The sequence below is a fragment of the Streptomyces sp. NPDC058812 genome (assembly GCF_042744565.1).
Lineage (GTDB): Bacteria > Actinomycetota > Actinomycetes > Streptomycetales > Streptomycetaceae > Streptomyces > Streptomyces thinghirensis.
The window spans coordinates 412682-436174 of record NZ_JBHYOB010000006.1; the positions used below are offsets into that span (position 1 = coordinate 412682).

2 protein-coding genes are annotated in these 23493 nt (G+C 73.9%); both read left to right on the forward strand.

Going from position 1 to position 23493, the window contains the following annotated elements:
• The first annotated feature begins 23 nt into the window (after positions 1 to 23).
• The gene (locus ACFW48_RS15810) at positions 24 to 5132 is read left to right on the forward strand and encodes an amino acid adenylation domain-containing protein (RefSeq protein ID WP_386314868.1); all 5109 of its coding nucleotides are present in this window, start codon (positions 24 to 26) and stop codon (positions 5130 to 5132) included.
• Positions 5129 to 23493: amino acid adenylation domain-containing protein (locus ACFW48_RS15815; protein WP_386314870.1), on the forward strand; the 18365-nt coding region annotated here is incomplete at its 3' end. The genes ACFW48_RS15810 and ACFW48_RS15815, both read left to right, overlap by 4 nt.

Here is a 23493-nt window from a genome sequence, read left to right on the forward strand (position 1 = left end):
CGCAATCCGGAACAGGAGATCTCGTGAACGCCGAACAGCGGTCGGGTGACGTCCCCGACATCCGTCCCCGGCCGTCGGCGGCCGGAGGCACCCCTCTACTGCACGAGAGGTTCGCCGCACAGGCCCTGCGCACGCCGGACGCCGTCGCCGTCGTCGACGGCGCGCGCACGGTGACGTACGCGGAGCTGGACCGCGCGGCGAACCGCGTGGGGCACTTCCTGCGGGGGCTGGGGGCCGGGCCGGACGCCGTCATCGGCGTCGGCCTGGAACGCGGCGCCGACCTGGTCGTCGCGCTGCTCGGGGTGTGGAAGTCCGGGGCCGCCTACCTGCCCCTGGACCCGGGGCAGCCGTCGGCCCGGCTGACCGGCCTGGTCCGCGCGTCGGGCGCCCGGGTCGTACTGGCCGGCCCGGCACTCGAAGGCGCCGTACGCGACGCGGGTGCCCGCCGGGCGGGGCCCGAGGAGGTGCCCGCCGAGCTGCCGGACACCGCCCCCGCGGGCGGCGCGGACCCGGACGGCGCCGCCTACACCGTCTTCACCTCCGGCTCCACCGGCACCCCGAAGGGCGTCGTCATCACCCACGCGGGCATCGCGAACCGCGTCGGCTGGACCGTGCGCAAGCACGGCCTCGGCCCCGCCGACCGCGTCCTGCAGAAGACGTCCATCGGCTTCGACGCGGCCGGCTGGGAGATCTTCGCCCCGCTGGTCGGCGGCGGCAGCGTGGTCCTCGCGCCGCGCGGCGCCGAGCGGGACCCGGCGGCGATCCTGCGCGCGGTGGCCGACCACCGCGTCACCGTCCTCCAGGTGGTCCCCTCCGTCCTGCGCGTCCTCGTCGAGGAGGGCGACTGGAGCGGCTGCGGCTCCCTGCGGCTGCTGTTCTCCGCCGGTGAGGCACTGCACGGCGAACTCGTCGCCCGGCTGCGCGAGAAGGCCGGCCCGGCACTCGGGGTGTGGAACACCTACGGGCCCACCGAGTGCTCCATCGACATCACCGCCCAGCCCGTCGACCCGGCGCGGACCAGCGGCGCGATACCCATCGGCCGTCCCATCCCCGGGATGCGCGTCCTGGTCCTCGACCCGAACGGCGACCCGGTCCCGATCGGCACCCCGGGCGAGCTGTACGCGGGCGGGATCGGCGTGGCCCGCGGCTACCTCGGCCGCCCCGACCTGACCGCCGAACGCTTCGTGCCCGACCCCTACGCGAGCGAGCCCGGCTCCCGCCTCTACCGCACCGGCGATCTGGTGCGCTGGCGCTCCGACCGCACCCTCGACTACCTGGGCCGCCTCGACCACCAGGTCAAGGTCAACGGCGTCCGCATCGAGCCGGGCGAGATCGAGGCGGCGCTCGCCGCCCACCCCGGCGTCACCGGCGCGGTCGTCCTGCCGTACGAGGCGGAGGGCGGCGGCAAGCGGCTCGCCGCGCACCTCACCGCGGCCGGTCCCGAGGCCGCCGGCCCGTCGGCCGACGCGCTGCGCGCCTTCCTGCGCGAGCGGCTCCCCGAGAGCCACGTCCCGTCGTTCTTCCACACCCTCGACGCCTTCCCGCTCACGTCCAACGGCAAGGTCGACCGGGCCCTGCTGCCCACCCCGGGCGAGATCACCGCCGCCGGCCGGCCGTCGTTCGCCGCCCCGCGCACCGCCGCCGAGCGGCTCGTCGCGGACGCCTGGGCCGATCTGCTCGGAGTGGACCGGGTCGGCGCGCACGACGACTTCTTCGCCCTCGGCGGCACCTCCCTCCAGCTGACCCGCCTCGCGGCGAGGCTGCGCGCCGCGTCCGGTGCGCAGATCTCGCTGCGCGGACTGCTGCGGGCCACCACCGTCGAGGGGCAGGCCGGCCTCATCGAGGTCCCCGCCGCCGACGAGAGCCCGATCGTGCCCGTCCCGCGCGACGGCGAACTGCCGCTGTCGTCCGGCCAGCGCCGCCTGTGGTTCCTGGACCGGATGCACCCGGGCAGCCCCGAGTGGGTGGCCCCGCTCTTCCTGCGGCTGCCCGAGGGCACCGGCGCCGACACCGTGCGGCGCGCCCTGGACGCGCTGTCCGCCCGCCACGAGGCGCTGCGCACCCGCTATCCGGACCGGGGCGGCGAGCCGTACCAGGTGATCGGCGAGGCCGGCGCGCGACCGGTCGAGCTCCGCGTCGAGGACACCTCCCGCGACGGCCTGGAGCGGCTGTTCCGCGAGCAGTTCGAGCGCGGCTTCGACCTGGCCTCGGGGCCGCTGTGGCGGGCGCTGCTCGCCCGCACCGGCGGCGGCGACGTGCTGCTCCTCACCCTGCACCACATCACCGTCGACGGGTGGTCCACCGTCGTCCTGGAGCGTGAGCTGCGGGAACTGTGCGCCGCGTTCGAGGAGGGCCGCGCGCCGCGGCTGCCCGCGCTCGCCGTGCAGTACGCCGACTACGCGGCCTGGCAGCACGCCCGGCACACCGAGGAGTTCATCGCCGGCGAGCTGGCCCACTGGCGCACCGCACTGGCCGGCATCGAGCCCGTCGACCTGCCCCTGGACCATCCCCGCCCGGCCGAACGCGACCCGCGCGGAGCCGTCGTCCCCTTCCGTGTCGAGCCCGAACTGGCCGACCGGCTGACCGAGCTGGGCAAGGCGCACCGTGCCACGCCCTTCATGACCCTGCTCACCGCGTACGCCACCCTGGTCGCCCGCTACAGCGGCAGCTGGGACATCCCGGTCGGCACCCCCGTCGCAGGCCGCGGCCGCCCCGAGACCGAGGGCACCGTCGGCTTCTTCCTCAACTCCCTCGTCGTACGGTGCGCGCTGGACGCCGACGTCACCTTCGCCGACGCCCTCGACCGGGTCAGCCAGGCCGCGCGAGCCGCCTTCGCCCACCAGGAACTGCCCTTCGAGCGGCTCGTCGACGAGCTACAGCCCGAGCGCGACCTCTCCCGCACCCCGCTCTACCAGGTCGCCTTCGACCTGCACAGCGAGGGCGTCACCAGTGTCGCCACGGAGGACGCGGACATGGCGGCCTTCACCGCCGCCTGGCAGGTCGCCAAGACCGACCTCTCCCTGTTCATGCGCAGGACCGGGGACGGCGCCCTGGACGGCGTACTCGAATACGCCGCCGCCCTCTTCGAGCGCGCCACCGTCGAGCAGCTCGCCGGACACTTCACCAGCCTGCTCCGACAGGTCGCCGAGCAGCCCGACCTGCCGCTCGGCAAGGTCGACTTCCTGTCGGCCGACGAGCGCGGCCGCCTCCTGGTCGGATGGAACGACACCGAGGTCAGCGCCGAGTCCGAGACCGTTCTCGCCCTCGTCGAGGCCTGGGCCACCGCCGACCCGGACGTCACCGCCCTCTCGTACGGCTCCCGAAGCGTCACCTACGGCGAGCTGGACGCCCGCGCCAACCGCCTCGCGCACCTGCTGCGGGAGCGCGGCGTCGGCGCCGAGTCGCGGGTCGCGGTGCTCCTGGACCGCGGGCCCGAGCTGGTCACGGCCCTGCTCGCGGTGTGGAAGGCCGGCGGCGCCTACCTGCCCGTCGATCCCGCCTGCCCCGCCGAGCGGCTCACCGTGATGCGCCGGAGCGCGGGCGCGCACACGGTGATCACGTCGAGCGCGTACACGGCGGCCGCCGGGGACGGCGCGGTCCTCGTCGACACCGACGCGGCCCGGATCGCGGCCGCGCCGGCCACCCGGCCCACCCGCACCGACGACCTCGACCGGCTCGCCTACGTGATCTACACGTCGGGCTCCACCGGGACACCCAAGGGGGTCGAGGTCACCCACCGCGGTCTCGTCAACCACGTAGCCTGGGCGGCGCGGGAGTTGGCGCCGCGCGACTACGGCGGGGCGCCGCTCTTCTCGTCCGTCGCCTTCGACCTCGTCGTCCCCAACCTGTGGGCGCCGCTGGTCACCGGGCAACGGCTGTTCCTGCTGCCGCAGGACACCGACCTCTCGGAGCTGGGCAAGCACCTGGCCGAGGCCGAACCGTTCAGCTTCGTGAAGCTCACCCCCGGCCACCTCGACGTGCTCGCCCTCCAGCTGACCCCGGCCCAGGCCGGTGCGCTGGCCCCGGTCCTCGTCGTGGCGGGGGAGGCCTTCTCGCGGGCCACCCTGGAGCGGTGGCGGGCCCTGGCCCCCGACACCCGCCTGGTCAACGAGTACGGGCCGACCGAGGCGTCCGTGGGCACCTGCGTCTTCGAGGTGTCCGAGGCGTCCGAAGAGGCCGGCACGGAGATCCTGCCGATCGGCCGGCCGCTGCCGAACATGACGATGTACGTCCTGGACGACCGGCTCCAGCCGGTGCCCGCCGGCGTCGCGGGCGAGCTGTACGTCGGCGGCACGGGAGTGGCCCGCGGCTACGCGAACCGCCCCGACCTGACCGCCGAACGCTTCCTGCCCGACCCGTTCGGCACGCCCGGCGCCCGCGTCTACCGGACCGGCGACCGGGTCCGCCGACGGGCCGACGGCAACGTCGAGTTCCTCGGCAGGTTCGACGACCAGGTCAAGATCCGCGGCTACCGCGTCGAACTCGGCGAGGTCCGGGCCGTCCTGGCCGGACACCCCGCGGTGCGCGAGGCGTTCCTCACCGTCCACGCGACCGACAACGGTGAGAAGCAGCTCGTCGCCTACTACGTCCCCGAGCACGGAGACCCGGAGCACGGAGACCCGGAGCCCGGAGACCCGGAGCCCGGCGGCGGCCCCGAGCCCGTGGGCGACCTCGCCGACACCCTCGCCGCGCACTGCGCCCGGCTGCTGCCGGACTACATGGTCCCCACCGTCTGGACCCCGCTCGACGCGCTGCCCCTCAACGCCAACGGCAAGGTCGACCGGCGCGCCCTGCCCCTGCCCGGCACGGACACCGGGCCGGCGGACCGGGTGCCGCCGAGCGGTCCCGTCGAGGAACGCATCGCCGAGATCTGGACCGAGCTGCTCGGCACCCGGGCCGGCGCGCACGACAACTTCTTCCACGTGGGCGGCAACTCGATCCTCGCGATCCGGCTGATCTCCCGCATCCAGGAGGAGTTCGAGATCGATTTCGCGGTGCGCACGGTGTTCGAGGGACCCACCGTCGCGCGCCTCGCGGCCACCGTCGAGGAGCGCATCAAGGCGGAGATCGCCGCGCTCACCGACTCGGAACTCGTGAATGACGAACTGCTGGTGAAGGGGTACGACGCATGACCGGGGACAAGGCTCAGACGGTCCGGGACACCGCGGCACTCCGCGACGAGCTGCTGCGCCGCCGGATGGCGGGCCGGCGCGGCGCCGGCCGGCGCACCACGGTGCCGCGCGCGGACCGCGACGCCCCCCTGCCGCTGTCGTACGGCCAGCAGCAGATGTGGTTCCTGAACCGGCTGGAGCCGAACAGCACCGAGTACCTGGTGCCGCTCGTGCTGCGGCTGCGCGGCCCGCTGGACACCGGGGCGCTCGGCCGCGCCTGGCAGACGCTCCTGGAGCGCCACGAGATCCTGCGCACCCGCTACGCGCTCGCCGGTGACGAACCCGTCCAGGTCATCGACGCGCCGCGCCCCATCGCGCTGGACGTCACCGATGTGGCGGACGAGCGGAGCCTGCTGCGTGCCGTCGAGGACGACATGAGCCGGTCCTTCGACCTGGCGGGCGAGTGGCCGGTGCGCGCCCGGCTGCTGCGGCGCGCCGCCGACGACCACGTGCTGTCGGTCGTCTTCCACCACATCGCCTGCGACGCCTGGTCCACCGGCGTCCTCGGCCAGGAACTCTCCGCCCTGTACGACGCGTTCACCAGCGGCGCCGACAACCCACTGGCCCCCCTGCCGGTGCAGTACGCGGACTACGCGGCCTGGCAGCGCGCGGAGCTGAACGGCGGCGCCTTGGCCCGGCAACTCGACTACTGGACCGCGCGGTTGGCGGACCTGGAGGCGCTGGAGCTGCCGGCCGACCGGCCGCGGCCCGCCGTGCGGGACGCTGCCGGCGACTCCGTCGCCTTCACCCTGCCCGCCCCGCTCGCCGACCGGGTCCGCGCGACCGGCCGGCACCACGAGGCCACCCCCTTCATGGTGGTGCTCGCCGCGTTCCAGGGCCTGATCGGCCGCTACACCGGCCGCACCGACGTCGCCGTCGGCACCGTCGGCTCGGGGCGCACCCTGCCCGAACTCCAGGGCCTGATCGGCTACGGCATCAACAGCCTCGTCCTGCGCGGCCGCTGGAGCGCGGACGCGTCCTTCGGCGAACTGCTCGACGCCACCCGCTCCACCGTGCTCGACGCCTTCGACCACCAGGCGGTGCCCTTCGCGCAGCTCGTGGACCGGCTCCAGCCGGAGCGCGACATGTCCCGTACGCCGCTCTACCAGGTGGCGTTCACCATGCACGGCGAGCGGACGGCCGCCTTCGAGCTGGCCGGGCTCACGGCGGAGCCGTACCTCGGCACCGGCCACGTCGCGAAGACGGACCTCGACCTCCAGCTGACCGAGGGCGCCGACGGCTCGTTCACCGGCCGCTTCGAGTACGCCACCGCCCTGTTCGACCGCGCGACGGTGGAGCGCATGGCGGACCACCTGCTGCGCCTCCTGGAAACCGTCACCACCGACCCGGCCGCGCGCCTGTCCTCGGCCGCCATCCTCGGCGCCGACGAGCGGGACCTGCTCGCCGGCGGCCCCGAGCGCGTGGAGCCGGTCACCCGCCGCGTCCACGAGGTCTTCGAGGCGCAGGCGGCCCGCACCCCGGACGCCGTGGCCGTCGTCTTCGAGGACCAGGAACTCTCGTACGCCGAACTGGACACCCGCGCCAACCGCATCGCGCACCTGCTGCGCGCCAAGGGTGTCGGCCCCGAGGACCTGGTCGGCATCTGCCTGGAACGCGGCATCGAACTGATGCCCGCACTCCTCGGCGTGCTCAAGTCGGGCGCCGCCTACCTGCCCCTCGACCCCGCCAACCCCGCCGACCGCCTCGCGTACATCGTCAAGGACGCCGACGCCCCGGTGGTGCTGACCACCGCCGCACAGGCCGGCGTCCTCGACGGGCGGTACGAGGGCGACGTGGTCGAACTGGACACCGAGGCCGCCCTCCTCGCCGCCCAGCCCGCCACCGCCCCCGGCGTGGCCGGCTCCCCCCAGAACCTGATCTACACCATCTACACCTCGGGCTCCACGGGCCGCCCCAAGGGCGTCGCCCTCACCCACGAGAACGTGGTGCGCCTCCTCGCGCGCGGCCAGGAGCACTACGCCTTCGCGGCAACCGACGTGTGGCCGCTGTTCCACAGCTACGCCTTCGACGTCTCCGTCTGGGAGATGTGGGGCGCGCTGCTGCACGGCGGTCGCCTCGTCGTCGTCCCCTTCGCCGTCACCCGCTCGCCCGAGGAGTTCCTCGACCTGCTGGTCGACCAGGGCGTCACGGTCCTCAACCAGACGCCCTCCGCGTTCCGCGCGCTGACCGGCGCCGCCCGCGACGGCGACCCGCGCGTCGACCGGCTCGCCCTGCGCGCCGTGGTCTTCGCCGGCGAGAAGCTGGAGGTCTCCGAGCTGGGCCCGTGGGCGGAGCGCATCGGCCTGGACCGTACCGCCCTGGTGAACATGTACGGGATCACCGAGACCACCGTGCACACCACCTACCGGCGGCTGACCGACGCGGACCTCGACCCGCGGTCCGGCAACCCCATCGGCCGGCCCCTGGCCGACCTGACCGTCCACCTCCTCGACGGCAATGGCGAGCTGGTGCCGGTCGGCGTCCCCGGCGAGATCCACGTCGGAGGTCCGGGCGTCGCCCGCGGCTACCTCAACCGCCCCGAGCTGACCGCCGAGCGCTTCGTCCCCGACCCGTACGGCCCGGCCGGCGCCCGCCTCTACAAGAGCGGCGACCTGGCCCGCCGGCTCCCCGACGGCCAGCTGGAGTTCCTCGGCCGCGCCGACGACCAGGTCAAGATCCGCGGCTTCCGCATCGAACTCGGCGAGATCGAGAACGCCCTCGCCGCCCACGAGGCCGTCCGCGACGCGGTCGTCCTGGTCCGCGAGGACACCCCCGGCGACGTCCGGCTCGTCGCCTACGTCACCGCGGACGACGCCGACGCCCCAGCCCCGGCCCAGCTGCGCGCGCTGCTCGCCGCCGCGCTGCCCGAATACATGGTCCCGGCCGCCTTCGTCGTCCTCGACCGGCTGCCGCTGACCACCAACGGCAAGCTCGACAGGCGCGCCCTGCCCGCCCCCGGCCAGGACGCCGTCGGCGCGACGGCGTACGTCGCCCCGCGCACCGTCGTGGAGGAGCGGATCGCCGAGGTCTGGCAGGACGTGCTCGGCCTCGACCGGGTGAGCGTCGAGGACGGCTTCTTCGAACTCGGCGGACACTCCATCCGGGCGGTCACCCTGGTCGGACGGCTGCGCGCCGCCGGGTACGACCTGGCCGTGCGCGACGTCTTCGAGCACCGCACCGTCGCCCGCATCGCCGAACTCGTCACCGGCCGCCCGGCGCCGGCCGCCCGGCCCGCCACCGTCGCGCCGTTCTCCCTGGTGGCGGACGAGGACCGGGACCGTCTCCCGGAGGGCCTCGCGGACGCCTACCCGCTGTCGCAGGTCCAGCTCGGCATGGTCGTCGAGATGCTGACCGACGACGGCAAGCACCCGTACCACAACGTCACCTCGTTCCGAATACGCGACGAACGGCCCTTCTCCGAGGCCGCGTTGCGCGACGCGGCGGCCGTCGTGGCCGCCCGGCACGACGTCCTGCGCACCTCCGTGGACCTCTCCGCCTACTCCGTACCGCTGCAACTCGTGCACGCCCACGCGGAGATGACCGTCGGCGTGCGCGACCTGAGCGCCCTCGACGAGGAGGCGCTCCTTCTCTCCCTGCGGGAGTTCACGGCCGCCGAGCGCGCCGACCTCTTCGACCTGGCCACCGCCCCGTTGCTGCGACTGCACGCGCACCTCGCGGGCGACGGCAGCTGGTGGCTCACCAACACCGAGTGCCACGCGATCCTGGACGGCTGGAGCCACCACTCCTTCCTGATGGAGGTCCTGGAGGAGTACCGGCGGGCCCGGGACGGCGAGCCCGTCGCCGCCGCGCCGGACGGGCCCACGGCCCGCTTCGCGGACTTCGTCGCAGCCGAACTGTCGACGCTCGCTTCGCCGGACTCGCGCGACTACTGGCAGGACATCGTCACCGACCACGCCCGGCTGTCCGTCCCGGCCCTGTGGACCGGCGACGACCAGGACGCCGGACAGCCCTGCCGCGTCCCCGTCCCCTTCCACGACCTGGAGGACCGGCTGCGGGCGCTGGCGACGAAGGCGGGCGCGTCGCTCAAGAGCGTGCTGCACGCGGCGTACCTGAAGACGATGAGCCTGATCACCGAGGAGGAGCGCTTCTTCTCCGGCCTCGTCTGCAACGCCAGGCCCGAGGTCCTCGGCGCGGACCGGGTGTACGGCATGCACCTCAACACGCTGCCCTTCGCGCACGACCGCTCGGCCCGCACCTGGCGCGAGCTGGTCGCCCAGGTCTTCGCCCGCGAGATCGAACTCTGGCCGCACCGGGCCTATCCCATGCCCGTCATCCAGCGCGAACTCGCCGACGGCGAGCGCCTGATCGACATGCGCTTCAGCTACCACGACTTCGACCAGGTCGACCGCGACCGCGTCGACTACCTGGCGAGCATCGACGACAGCCCGACCGAGTTCCCGCTCGGCGTCTCCGCCCGCATCGGCCACCTGGTCCTCACGGCCTCGCCCAGCGCCCTGAGCCGGGAGGGTACCGACCGCCTGGCCGGGATGCTCCGTTCGGTGCTGGAGGCGATGGCGGCGGACCCGGAGGGTTCGGCGCGGGAGGCGCATCTGCCGGCGGAGGAGTACCGGCGGCAGGTGGTGGAGTGGAACGAGACGGGTCACGAGGCCGAGACGCGGTCGGTGCTTGAGCTGTTCGAGGCGCAGGCGCTGCGGACGCCGGAGGCGACGGCGGTCCGCTCCGGCGACGTCACCTTGTCCTATGCGGAGCTGGATGCCCGCGCGAACCGGATCGCGCACTTCCTGCGGGAGCGGGGGGTGGGTGACGAGTCGCGGGTGGCGGTGGTCCTGGACCGTGGTCCGGAGCTGATCGCGTCGCTGCTGGGTGTGTGGAAGGCGGGCGCGGCGTATGTGCCGGTGGACCCGTCCTATCCGGCCGAGCGGGTCGCGGCGATCGTCGAGACGTCGGGTGCCCGGGTGGTCCTGGACGCCTCGCGGCCGTCGGTCGCGGGGTTGCCGGTGACGGCGCCGGAGCGGACCGATGATCTCGACCGGCTGGCGTACGTCATCTTCACGTCGGGTTCGACGGGCACGCCGAAGGGCGTAGAGCTGCCGCACCGCGGCCTCGTCAACCACGTCGCCTGGGCGGCACGGGAGCTGGCGTCGCGGGGCACGGGCGGGGCGCCGCTGTTCTCGTCCGTCGCCTTCGACCTCGTGGTGCCGAACCTGTGGGCGCCGCTCGTCGTGGGGCAGGCCGTGCACACGGTGTCCGGGGCGGTCGACATGGCCGATCTCGGTGCGCACCTGGTGGCTCAGGGCCCGTACAGCTTCATCAAGCTCACGCCGGGGCACCTGGAGATCCTCGGCCACCAGTTGGACCCCGAGACGGTGGCGTCCCTGGCCGGGACGGTCGTGGTCGCCGGTGAGGCGCTGCCCGGCGAGGTCGCGGGCCGCTGGCTCGCCGCACTCGGGCCCGGCCGGCTCATCAACGAGTACGGGCCCACCGAGGCGTCCGTCGGCACCTGCATCCACCCGGTGACCCAGGCAAGGCCCTCAGAGGTCGTGCCGATCGGCCGTCCGCTGCCCAACATGACGATGTACGTGCTGGACGGGCTGCTCCAGCCGGTGCCGGTGGGTGTGGCGGGGGAGCTGTACGTCGGCGGTACCGGGGTGGCGCGTGGGTACGCGGGACGTCCGGACCTGACGGCGGAGCGGTTCCTGCCGGATCCGTACGGCGTCCCGGGCACCCGCCTCTACCGCACCGGTGACCTGGTGCGGCAGCGTGCGGACGGGAACGTGGAGTTCCTGGGCCGGCTCGACGACCAGGTCAAGATCCGCGGCTACCGCGTGGAACTCGGCGAGGTCCAGGCCGTACTGGCCGAACATCCTGACGTGCGGGAGGTGTTCGTCACCGTCCACGAGACGGACGCCGGTGACCGGGGGCTCGCGGCCTACTACACGACCGACGACGGGCAGCCCGTCGAGGACCCGGCCGCCTTCTGCGGCCTGCGCCTGCCCGACTACATGATCCCGGCCGCCTTCACCGCCCTGGCCGCCCTGCCCCTCAACGCCAACGGCAAGGTCGACCGCCGCGCCCTGCCCGCCCCCGACGCGGACGGCGGGCAGCCCGGGCAGGACGGCCACGTCGCCCCGCGCACCGACGCCGAGGAGCAGATCGCCGCCGTCTGGCGCCGAGTCCTGGAGCGCGAGCGGATCTCGGTGGACGACGACTTCTTCGACGTCGGCGGCCACTCCATCCGTGCCGTCGCCCTGGTCGGCGCGCTGCGCGCCACGGGCTTCGACATCGGGGTGCGCGACGTCTTCGAGTACCGCACAGTCGCCCGGCTCGCCGAACTCCTCACCGGCCGGCCCGCGCCCGAGACGGCCGCGTCGATCGGTGTGGCACCCTTCGCCCTCCTCCCGGAGGCGGACCGGGACGCACTGCCCGCCGGGATCCAGGACGCGTACCCGCTCTCCCTCGTGCAGACCGGCATGGTCGTCGAGATGCTCGCCGAGGAGGGCGGCAACAAGTACCACAACGTCAGCCTCTTCCGGATCCAGGACCCGGACGGTGCCCCCTTCGACGTGGCGGCGCTGCGCGCGGCCGCCCGTACGGTCACCGGCCGCCACGACATCCTGCGCACGTCGATCGAGCTGGCCGCCTACTCGGTGCCCCTGCAACTCGTGCACGCCCACGCCGAAGTCCCGGTGGCCGTCCACGACTTGAGCGTTCTGGCGACCGACGAGGAGCGCGCCGAGGCGCTGGCCGGCTTCCGGCGTGCCGAGGGCGCCCGGCTCTTCGACCTGACGGCCGCCCCGCTGCTGCGGATCGCGGCGCTCGTCGACGCCGACGACTCCTGGTACCTGGGTCTGACCCAGCCGCACGTCGTCACCGAGGGCTGGAGCCACCACTCCCTGCTGATGGAGATCCTCGACTGCTACCGGCAGCTGAGGGACAACGGCGTCGCGGACGCGCACGAGCCGATCGCCGTCCGGTACGCCGACTTCATCGCCGGCGAGCTGGAGTCCCTGGACTCCGCCGACGACCGCGCCTACTGGCAGCACACCCTCGACACGTACGCGCCCTTCGACCTCCCCGCCTCCTGGGCCGAGGCGGACGGCCCGCGCCGCCCGTCCAGGGCCCGCGTCGACCTGCGCCGGCTGGAGCGTCCGCTGCGGGCGTTCGCGGCCGCGGCCCGGGTCTCGTACAAGAGCGTCCTGCATGCCGCCCACCTGAAGGTGATGAGCATGCTGACGGACGAGCCGGCGTTCTTCACCGGCATCGTTTCGCACGGCCGTCCCGAGGCCCTGGGCGCCGAGCGGGTGTACGGCATGCACCTCAACACACTGCCGCACCCCTTCGACCGGAACTCCGCCGCCACCTGGCGGGAGCTGGCCCAGCAGGTCTTCGCCCGCGAGGCCGGCACCTGGCCGCACCGCCGCTACCCGCTGCCCGCGATCCAGCGGCTGGCCGGCGGCCACCGGCTGATCAGCGTGGTCTTCAACTACCTCGACTTCCACCAGGTCGACACCGGCCAGGTGGACATGGCGGGCGCGGTGCACGACGCCGCCACCGAGTTCGCCCTGCACGTCTCCGTGCTCGGCGGACACCTCGGTCTCAGCAGCCACACCCACGCCCTCAGCACCCGGAACGTCGAGCGGCTGGCCGCCCTGTACCAGGCGGTCCTGGAGGCGATGGCCGCCGACCCGAACGGTGACGCGCGCGCCGACCGGCTGCCGCCGGGCGAGCGCGCGCTGCTGGCCGCGCTGACCGGTCCCGCGACCGCGGCCGAACCCCGGACCGTCCCCGCGCAGTTCGCCGCGCACGTCGCCCGCACCCCGGACGCCGTCGCGGTCGTGTACGAGGACACCACCCTCACGTACGCCGAACTCGACGCCCGCGCCAACCGCCTCGCCCACCACCTCACCGGCCTCGGCGTCGGACCCGAGACCCTCGTCGGCATCAGCGCCGAACGCGGCCCGGACCTGGTCGTCGGCCTGCTCGGCATCATGAAGGCGGGCGGCGCCTACGTGCCGCTCGACCCGGCCTACCCCGCCGACCGGCTCGCGTACATGCTGGCGGACTCCGCGCTGCCCGTCCTGGTCACCCAGGAACACCTCCTCACCAAGCTGCCCGCCCACGACGCGGCCGTCGTCCTCCTCGACGGGGACGCCGACCGGATCGCCGCCCGGCCCGCCACCGCCCCCGACGTCGCACTGGACGTCGACCACGCCGCCTACGTCATCTACACCTCGGGCTCCACGGGCCGCCCCAAGGGCGTCGTCGTCACCCACCGCGGCACCCGCAACCTCGCCGACGCGCAGGCCGGCGCCTTCGGGATCGCTCCCGGCGACCGCGTCCTGCAGTTCGCCTCGATCAGCTTCGACGCGGCGTTCGCCGACCTCGCCCAGACGATCCTGTCCGGCGCGACGCTGGTCCTCGCCCCCGCCGACCGGCTGATGCCCGGCCCCGGACTGACCTCGCTCACCGTCGAACACGGGGTCACCCACCTCACCCTGCCGCCCACCGCGCTCACCGTGCTCCCCCCGGACGGCGGGCTGCCGGCCGCCGCGACCCTGGTGGTCGCGGGCGAGGCCTGCACCCCCGACCTGGTGGCCGCCTGGTCGCCCGGGCGGCGCATGCTGAACGCGTACGGGCCCACCGAGACGACCGTCTGCGCCTCCGTCAGCGAACCGCTGGCCGGGGCGGTGACCCCGCCGATCGGCCACCCCATGCCCGGCTTCGTGCTGCGGGTGCTCGACGCCGCGATGCGGCCGGTGCCCGCGGGCGTCCCCGGCGAGCTGTACGTCGCCGGAGTGGGCCTCGCCCGCGGTTACCACGGCCGCCCCGACCTGACCGCCGAGCGTTTCGTGCCCGACCCGTACGGGGACGGGCCCGGCGCCCGCCTGTACCGCACCGGCGACTCGGTGCGGCTGCTCGACGACGGCGGGCTCGAGTTCATCGGCCGCGTCGACAACCAGGTCAAGCTGCGCGGCTTCCGCATCGAACTCGGCGAGATCGAGACGGCCCTGGCCCGCCTCGACGAGGTCAGGGACGCCGTCGTCGTCGTGCGCGAGGACACCCCCGGCGACAAGCAGCTCGCGGCCTACGTCAGCGCGGCGGACGGCCACACCCCGGCCCCCGCCACCCTGCGCGAGGCCCTCGCGGGCGCCCTGCCCGACTACATGCTGCCCGCCGCCTACGTCGTCCTCGACACCCTCCCGCTCACCGCCAACGGCAAGGTCGACAAGCGGGCGCTGCCCGCCCCCGACCGCGCGGCACTCGCCGCCGACGCGGCCTACGTCGCACCCCGCACCCGCGCCGAAGAGCGCATCACCGAGGTCTGGCAGGACGTTCTCGGCGTCGACCGGATCGGCGTCCACGACAGCTTCTTCGACCTGGGCGGCGACTCGATCCGCGCGGTCTCGCTGATCGGCGCCCTGCGCGAGGCCGGCTTCGACCTCGGGGTCCGCGAGATCTTCGAGGGCCGCACCGTCGCGGCCGCCGCCGAACTCGCCACCGGCCGCCCCGCCCCTGCCGAGCCCGAGCCGGGGGTCGCCCCCTTCGCCCTCGTCACCGACGCGGACCGCGACCGGCTGCCGACCGGTCTCGACGACGCCTACCCGCTGTCCCAGGTGCAGGTCGGCATGGCCGTCGAGATGCTCACCGACACGGCGGCCGCCAAGTACCACAACGTCAGCGTCAACCGGATCCGTGACGGGGTGCCCTTCGACCCCGAGGCCCTGGCCGGGGCGGTCCGGCTGGTGACGGCGCGCCACGACGTGCTCCGCACGTCCTTCCGGCTCGACGGCTTCTCCGTACCGATGCAGCTGGTGCACACCGAGGCCGCCACGCCGGTCGCCGTCCACGATCTGCGCGGGCAGGACCCCGCCGCGCAGAACGCGGCGCTCGGCGCGTTCGTCGCCGCCGAGAAGGCCGACGTCTTCGACCTGTCGGCCGCCCCGCTGCTGCGGGTCGCCGCGCTCGTCGAGAGCGACCAGGCCTGGCACCTGGCCCTCACCGAGTCGCACGCCATCACCGAGGGCTGGAGCTACCACGCCCTGATGATGGAACTCCTCGACACCTACGAGCAGTTGCGTTCCGGTGCCGCGCCCGGCGAGGTCACCGCGCCCGCCGCGCCCGGTGTGCGCTTCGCCGACTTCATCGCCGCCGAACTGGCCTCCCTGGAGTCCGAGGAGGACCGCGCGTACTGGCAGCGGATCACCGACACGTACGAGAGGTTCGAACTCCCCGCCCCCACCGCCCACACCGGCCCGGCGGAGAGCTACCGGGTCCGGGTGCCGCTGCACGACCTGGAGCCTCGGCTGCGCACCTTCGCGTCGACGGCTCAGGTCTCCCTGAAGGCGGTCCTGCACGCCGCCCACCTGAAGGTGATGAGCCAACTCACCGTCGAGGAGTCCTTCTTCACCGGGCTCGTCACCGACACCCGCCCCGAGGCGGCGGGCGCCGACCGCGTCTACGGCATGTACGTCAACACCGTGCCCTTCGCCGTCGACCGCACCGCCCGCACCTGGCACGAACTGGTGCGCCAGGTCTTCGACCAGGAAGTCGCGCTCTGGCCCCACCGCCAGTACCCGATGCCCGAGATGCAGCGGACACACGGCACGGGAGCCGGCCGACGGCTCGTCGACGTGGTCTTCAACTACCAGGACTTCCGGATGGTCGACACCGACCTCGTGGACGTCGAGTCGGGGATGGGCTCCGGCGGCATCGAGTTCGGGCTCGCCGTCACCACCCTGGCCGGCCACCTGAACCTGAAGACCAGCACCGCCAGCCTCTCCCGTACGGACGCCGAACGCCTCGCGGCCATGTACCGGGCGGTCCTGGAGTCCATGGCCGCCGACCCGCGGGGCGACGCCCGGGCCGCCTACCTGCCGCCGGGCGAGCGGGAGGTGCTGCTCGCCGACTGGGCCACCCGGCCCACGGCGCCCGCGGACCCCCGCACCGTCCACGGCGCCTTCGAGGAGCAGGCGGCCCGCACCCCGGACGCGGTCGCCGTCACCTTCGAGGACACCCGGCTCACCTACGCCGAACTCAACGCCCGCGCCAACCGCGTCGCCCACCTGCTGCGCGCCCGCGGGGTCGGACCGCAGACCCTGGTCGGCGTCTGCCTGGAGCGCTCCGCCGCCCTGGTGCCCGCGCTCCTCGGCGTCCTCAAGGCGGGCGGCGCCTACGTGCCGCTCGACCCGGCCTACCCCGCCGACCGGCTCGCCTACATCGCGGCCGACGCGCAGGCCCCCGTCGTCCTCACCGAGCGGTCCGCGGCCGGCTCCCTGGAGGGCCGCTACGACGGTGAGCTGATCGTCCTCGACGAGGACCCGGCGCCGCTCGCGGCGCAACCCGCGGACAACCCGGCCCCGCTCGCCACCGCGGACGACCTGATCTACGTCATCCACACCTCGGGCTCCACCGGAAAGCCCAAGGGCGTCTGCCTCAGCCACGCCAACGTGCTGCGGCTGTTCACCGTCACCGAGGAGTTCCGCTTCGGACCGGCGGACGTGTGGACCCTCTTCCACTCCTACGCCTTCGACTTCTCCGTCTGGGAACTGTGGGGCGCGCTGCTGTACGGCGGCCGGCTCGTCGTCGTACCCCGGGACGTGGCCCGCTCGCCCGAGGACTTCCTCGGCCTGCTCGCCGACGAGCGGGTCACCGTGCTCAACCAGACGCCGTCCGCGTTCCGCTCCCTGGTCGGCGCCGCCCGCGACGGCGACCCGCGCATCGGCCGGCTGGCCCTGCGCTCCGTGGTCTTCGGCGGCGAGAAGCTGGAGGTCGGCGATCTCGCCCCGTGGGCCGAGCGGCTGGGCCTCGACACCCCGCAGCTCGTCAACATGTACGGGATCACCGAGACCACCGTCCACGTCACCCACCACCGGCTGACCCCGGCGGACCTGGCGGCGCCGCTCGCCAGCCCGGTCGGCGGCCCCCTCGGCGACCTGCGTACCGTCCTCCTCGACCGCGCGGGCCACCTGGTTCCGCTCGGCGTGCCCGGCGAGATCCACGTCGGCGGCCCGGGCGTCGCCCGCGGCTACCTGAACCGGCCCGGACTCACCGCCGAACGCTTCGTGCCCGACCCGTACGGGAACGAGCCCGGCGCCCGCCTCTACCGGGCCGGCGACCTGGCCCGCAGGCTCCCCGACGGCAGCCTCGACTTCCTCGGCCGGATCGACGACCAGGTGAAGATCCGCGGCTTCCGGATCGAACTCGGCGAGATCTCCGCCGCGCTCGGCACCCACCCCGGGGTGCGCGACGCCGTCGTCGTGGTCCGCGAGGACACCCCCGGCGAGAAGCGCCTGGTCGGCTACTTCGTGCCGGCCGGCGGCGAGGGCCCCGACCCGGCCGAACTGCGCGACCACCTCGCGCGGGCCCTGCCCGACTACATGGTCCCCGCGGCCTACGTGTCCCTCGACGGCATCCCGCTGAACGCCAACGGCAAGCTCAACAGGCGCGTGCTGCCCGCTCCGGCGCAGACCGGGCTCGCCCCGGACGACACCCGCCTCGCTCCGCGCACCGACGCCGAACGGCTCATCGCCGCCGTCTGGCAGGACGTTCTCGGCATCGACCGGGTCGGCGTCCACGACAGCTTCTTCGACCTGGGCGGCGACTCCATCCGGGCCGTGCCGCTGGCCGGCGCCCTGCGCGCGGCCGGCTTCGACATCGGCGTGCGCGAGGTCTTCGAGCACCGCACGGTCGCTCGCCTCGCCCAGCTCGCCACCTGGCAGGACACGACTCAGGAGGAGGCAGCGGTGCGGCCGTTCGCACTCATCACGGACGAGGACCGGGCGAAGGTGCCCCCGGGCACCTTCGACGCCTACCCCCTCTCGCAGGTCCAGGCCGGCATGGTCGTGGAGCTGCTCGCCGACGACGGGCGCAGCAACTACCACAACGTGACGTCGTTCCGGATCAAGGACGAGACACCGTTCTCGGCCGCCGCGCTGACCGAGGCCGTCCGGCTCGTGGTCGCCCGCCACGACGTGCTGCGCACGTCGGTGCACGCCACCGGCTACTCCGTACCGATGCAGGTCGTCCACGCGGACGTCCCGGTCACCGTCCCGGCGCACGACGTGACGGGGCTCGGCCGGGCGGACCTGGAGAGCGCCCTGCGCGGCTTCGTCACCGCGCAGCGCGAGGACCTGTTCGACCTGTCCACCGCGCCGCTGCTGCGGGCCGCCGCCCACATCGAGGGCGACGGCGCCTGGTGGCTCACCCTCACCGAGTCGCACGTGATCCTGGAGGGCTGGAGCCACGCCTCGCTGGTCATGGAGATCCTGGAGACCTACCGGGCGGTGCGCGACGGCAGCCCCGTCGACCACGAGGAGCTCCCGGTCCGGTACGCCGACTTCATCGCCGGCGAGCTGGCGGCCCTGGCCGACGACGACGACCGCGCCTACTGGTCCGGCATCGTCACCGAGCACGTCAAGTTCGAGCTTCCGGCCGGCTGGGCCGAGGCCAAGGACAAACCGGCGGGCTCCCACCGCGTCAAGGTCACCTTCGATGACCTGGCCGACGACCTGCGCGCCCTGGCCACCACCACCGGCGCCTCCTTCAAGAGCGTGCTGCACGCCGCCCACCTGAAGGTGATGAGCCAGCTCACCGGCGACGCCGCCTTCTTCACCGGACTCGTCTGCCACGGTCGGCCCGAGGTCGCGGGCGCCGAGCGGGTCTACGGCATGCACCTCAACTCACTGCCGTTCGCGCACGACCGGCGCGCCCGCACCTGGCGGGAGCTGGTGGGCCAGGTCTTCCAGCGGGAGCTGGAGGTCTGGGACCACCGCCGCTACCCGATGCCCGCCATCCAGCGAGAGGCGCGCGCGGGCCGGCTGATCGACGTCCTGTTCAACTTCGTCGACTTCCACCAGGTCGACGACGAGCTGGTCGACTCCGGCGTCCGCATCAGCGAGACGCCCACCGAGTTCGGGCTCTCCGTCCACGCCACCGCCGGCGACATCGTCCTGTCCACCTCCACCCAGGTCCTCGGCCGGGCCCACGCCGAACGCCTCGCCGGCATGTACCGGGCGGTCCTGGAGTCGATGGCCGCCGACGCCGACGGCGACGCCCGCGCGATGTGCCTGCCCGCGGGCGAGCGTGAGCGGCTGCTCGGCGAACAGAGCACCGAGTCCGCGGAGCCCGTCACCCGCCGGGTGCACGAGCTGTTCGAGGAGCAGGTGGCACGGACGCCGGACGCGGGAGCGGTCACGTGCGGGGAGGTGACGCTGTCGTACGCGGAGCTGAACGCGCGGGCGAACCGGATCGCGCGGGTGCTGCGGGCCAGGGGCGTGGGCCCGGAGACGCTCGTGGGCATCTGCCTGGAGCGCGGCCCGGACCTGCTGCCGGCGCTGCTCGGCGTGCTGAAGTCCGGCGCGGCGTACGCGCCGCTGGACCCGGCGAACCCGGTGGACCGTCTCGCGTTCATCGTTCAGGACACGGCGGCCCCCGTGGTCGTGACGACCTCGGCGCTGGCCGGGATCCTCGACGGCCGCTTCGAGGGCGAGCTGCTGCTGCTCGACGGCGACGCCGAGCTGATCGCCGCGCAGGAGGCGGACGATCCGGGGGTCGCGGGCAGCCCGGACAACCTGATCTACACGATCTACACGTCCGGTTCGACGGGGCGCCCCAAGGGCGTGGCGCTGACCCACGCCAACGTGGTGCGGCTGATGTCGACGGCGCAGGAGCACTACGCGTTCGACGAGACGGACGTGTGGTCGCTGTTCCACAGTTACGCCTTCGACGTGTCGGTGTTCGAGATGTGGGGTGCGCTGCTGCACGGCGGTCGCCTCGTGGTCGTACCGGCGGACACGGCACGCGCCCCGGAGGACTTCCTCGACCTCCTCGTCGAGGAAGAGGTCACCGTCCTCAGCCAGACGCCGTCCGCCTTCCGGGGCCTGGTCGCCGCGGCCGGTGACGGGGACCGCCGGGTCAAGCAGCTGTCGGTACGCGCCGTCGTCTTCGCCGGCGAGAAGCTGGAGGTCGCCGACCTCAAGCCGTGGACCGACCGGCTCGGCCTGGCCCGTACCGCCCTGGTGAACATGTACGGGATCACCGAGACCACCGTGCACACCACCTACCACCGGCTCACCAGGCGCGACCTCGACCCGCAGGCCGGCAACCCGATCGGCCGCCCGCTCAGCGACCTGCGCGTCCACCTCCTCGACGGCAACGGGGACCTGGTGCCGATCGGGGTGACGGGCGAGATCCACGTCGCGGGCCCGGGTGTGGCGCGCGGCTATCTGAACCGGCCGGGGCTGACGGCCGAGCGGTTCGTGCCCGACCCGTTCGGTCCGGCGGGTTCACGGCTGTACCGGAGCGGGGACCTGGCGCGGCGGTTGCCCGACGGGAGCCTGGAGTTCGTCGGACGCGCCGACGACCAGGTGAAGATCCGCGGGTTCCGGATCGAGCCGGGCGAGATCGAGAGCGTGCTGGGCGCGCATCCGGGGCTGCGCGAGGCGGTCGTGGTGGTGCGTGAGGACGCCCCGGGCGACAAGCGGCTGGTCGGCTACGTCGTGGCCGCGAAGGCCGGGCAGGTGCCGGGCCTGGGCGAGCTGCGGGCGCACCTGGCGGCATCGCTGCCGGAGTACATGGTGCCGGCCGCGTTCGTGCCGCTGGCCACGCTGCCGCTGACCACGAACGGCAAGCTCGACAAGCGGGCCCTGCCCGTCCCGGAGGGCGCCGCGCTGGGCAGCGACCGCGCCTACGTCGCTCCGCGCACCGCGACCGAGGAGCAGATCGCCGGTATCTGGCGCGATGCCCTCGGTGTCGAGCGGGTCGGTGTCGAGGACGGCTTCTTCGACCTCGGCGGCGACTCCATCCGGGCCCTCGTCGTGGTCGGCGCCCTGCGCGCCGCGGGCCACGACCTGGCCGTACGCGACGTGCTCGCCGCCCGCACGGTGGCCGCGCTCGCCGAACTGGCCACCGGCCGGCCCGCCCCGGCCGCCGACGCCACGGCGCCGACGGCGCCGTTCGCCCTGGTGGCGGACGAGGACCGGGACCGGCTCCCGGCCGGGCTCGCCGACGCCTACCCGCTGTCGCAGGTCCAGCTCGGCATGGTCGTCGAGATGCAGAGCGGCGACAGCCGGCACAAGTACCACAACGTGGTCTCCGTCCGGATCCGTGACGAGCAGCCCTTCTCCCCGGAGGCGCTGCGGACGGCGGCGGCGGTGCTCACCGGCCGCCACGAGGTGCTGCGCACGTCCCTCGACCTCACCTCGTACTCCGTGCCCATGCAGCTGGTGCACCCGGACGCCGCACCCGTCGTCACCTTCCGGGACCTGCGGGGCCTGACCGAGTCCGAGCTGGCCGACTCCCTGCGGAAGTTCACCGCCGACGAGCGCGCCGAGCTGTTCGACCTGACCACGGCCCCGCTGCTGCGGCTCGGCGCACATGTCGAGGGCGACGGCGCCTGGTGGCTGTCGGTGACCCAGTGCCACGTCATCCTGGACGGCTGGAGCCACAGCAACCTCCTGATGGAGGTGCTCGGCGAGTACCGGCGCGCCAGGAACGGCGAGGCGCCCGGCGACGACCCGACGGCCGCCGTCCGGTTCGCCGACTTCATCGCCGCCGAACGCGAGGCGCTCGCCTCCGCCGACGACCGCGCCTACTGGCAGGAGATCATCGAGGGCCACGACCGCTTCGCCCTGCCGGCCGGCTGGGCCGAGCGCGCGGACACGGCGCCGGTCGCCTGCCGCAGCAGGATCCCGTACGCGGACCTGGAGGAGCCGCTGCGCGCCCTGGCCTCGGCCGCCGGCGCCTCGCTCAAGAGCGTGCTGCACGCGGCGCACCTGAAGACCATGAGCCTGCTCACCGACCAGGAGCGCTTCTTCACCGGCCTCGTCTGCAACGCCAGGCCCGAGGTCCTGGGCGCCGACGCCGTCTACGGCATGCACCTCAACACGCTGCCCTTCGCCCACGACCGCTCGGCCCGCACCTGGCGCGAACTGGTGGCGCGGGTCTACGGCAGGGAGACGGAACTCTGGGGGCACCGCGCCTTCCCGATGCCGGTCATCCAGCACGAACTGGCCGCCGGCGACCGGATCATCGAAGCGCCCTTCACCTACCAGGACTTCCGGCAGATCGACCACGGCCTGATCGACACCCAGGCCACGGTCGGCGAGGGCGCCCTCGAGTTCGGGCTGCGGGTCTCGGCACTCGGCGGATCGATCAACCTGCACGCCAACAACCACGTCGTGGACCAGCGGCACCTCGACGGTGTCGCGGCCATGTTCCGTTCGGTGCTGGAGGCGATGGCGGCGGACCCGGAGGGTTCGGCGCGGGAGGCGCATCTGCCGGCGGAGGAGTACCGGCGGCAGGTGGTGGAGTGGAACGAGACGGGTCACGAGGCCGAGACGCGGTCGGTCCTGGAGCTGTTCGAGGCGCAGGCGGTACGGACGCCGGAGGCCACCGCGGTCCGCTCCGGCGACGTCACCCTGTCCTATGCGGAGCTGGATGCCCGCGCGAACCGGATCGCGCACTTCCTGCGGGAGCGGGGGGTGGGTGACGAGTCGCGGGTGGCGGTGGTCCTGGACCGCGGTCCCGAGCTGATCGCGTCGCTGCTGGGCGTGTGGAAGGCGGGCGCGGCGTATGTGCCGGTGGACCCGTCCTATCCGGCCGAGCGGGTCGCGGCGATCGTCGAGACGTCGGGTGCCCGGGTGGTCCTGGACGCCTCGCGGCCGTCGGTCGCGGGGTTGCCGGTGACGGCGCCGGAGCGGACCGATGATATCGACCGGCTGGCGTACGTCATCTTCACGTCGGGTTCGACGGGAACGCCGAAGGGCGTCGAGCTGCCGCACCGGGGCCTCGTCAACCACGTCGCCTGGGCGGCGCGGGAGTGGCTGACCCGGGGGACCGGGGGCACCGCCCTCTTCTCGTCCGTCGCCTTCGACCTGGTGGTGCCGAACCTGTGGGCGCCGCTCGTCGCCGGCCAGGCCGTGCACACCTTCTCCCAGGACATCGGCCTGGACCGACTGGGCGAACACCTGGCCGCCGGCGCCCCGTACAGCTTCCTGAAGCTGACCCCGGGACACCTGGAGATCCTCGCCCACCAGCTGGACAAGGCGACCCTCGCCGCGCTGACCGGGACGGTCGTGGCCGGCGGGGAGGCCTTCCCCGGCGAGGTCGCCAACCGGTGGCTCGACCTGCTCGGCCCCGGCGGAATGATCAACGAGTACGGGCCGACCGAGGCGTCCGTCGGCACCTGCATCTACCCGGTGACGGAAGCGCAGCCCTCGGAGATCGTGCCGATCGGCCGCCCCGTCCCCAACATGACGATGTACGTGCTGGACGGGCTGCTCCAGCCGGTGCCGGTGGGTGTGGCGGGGGAGCTGTACGTCGGCGGTACCGGGGTGGCGCG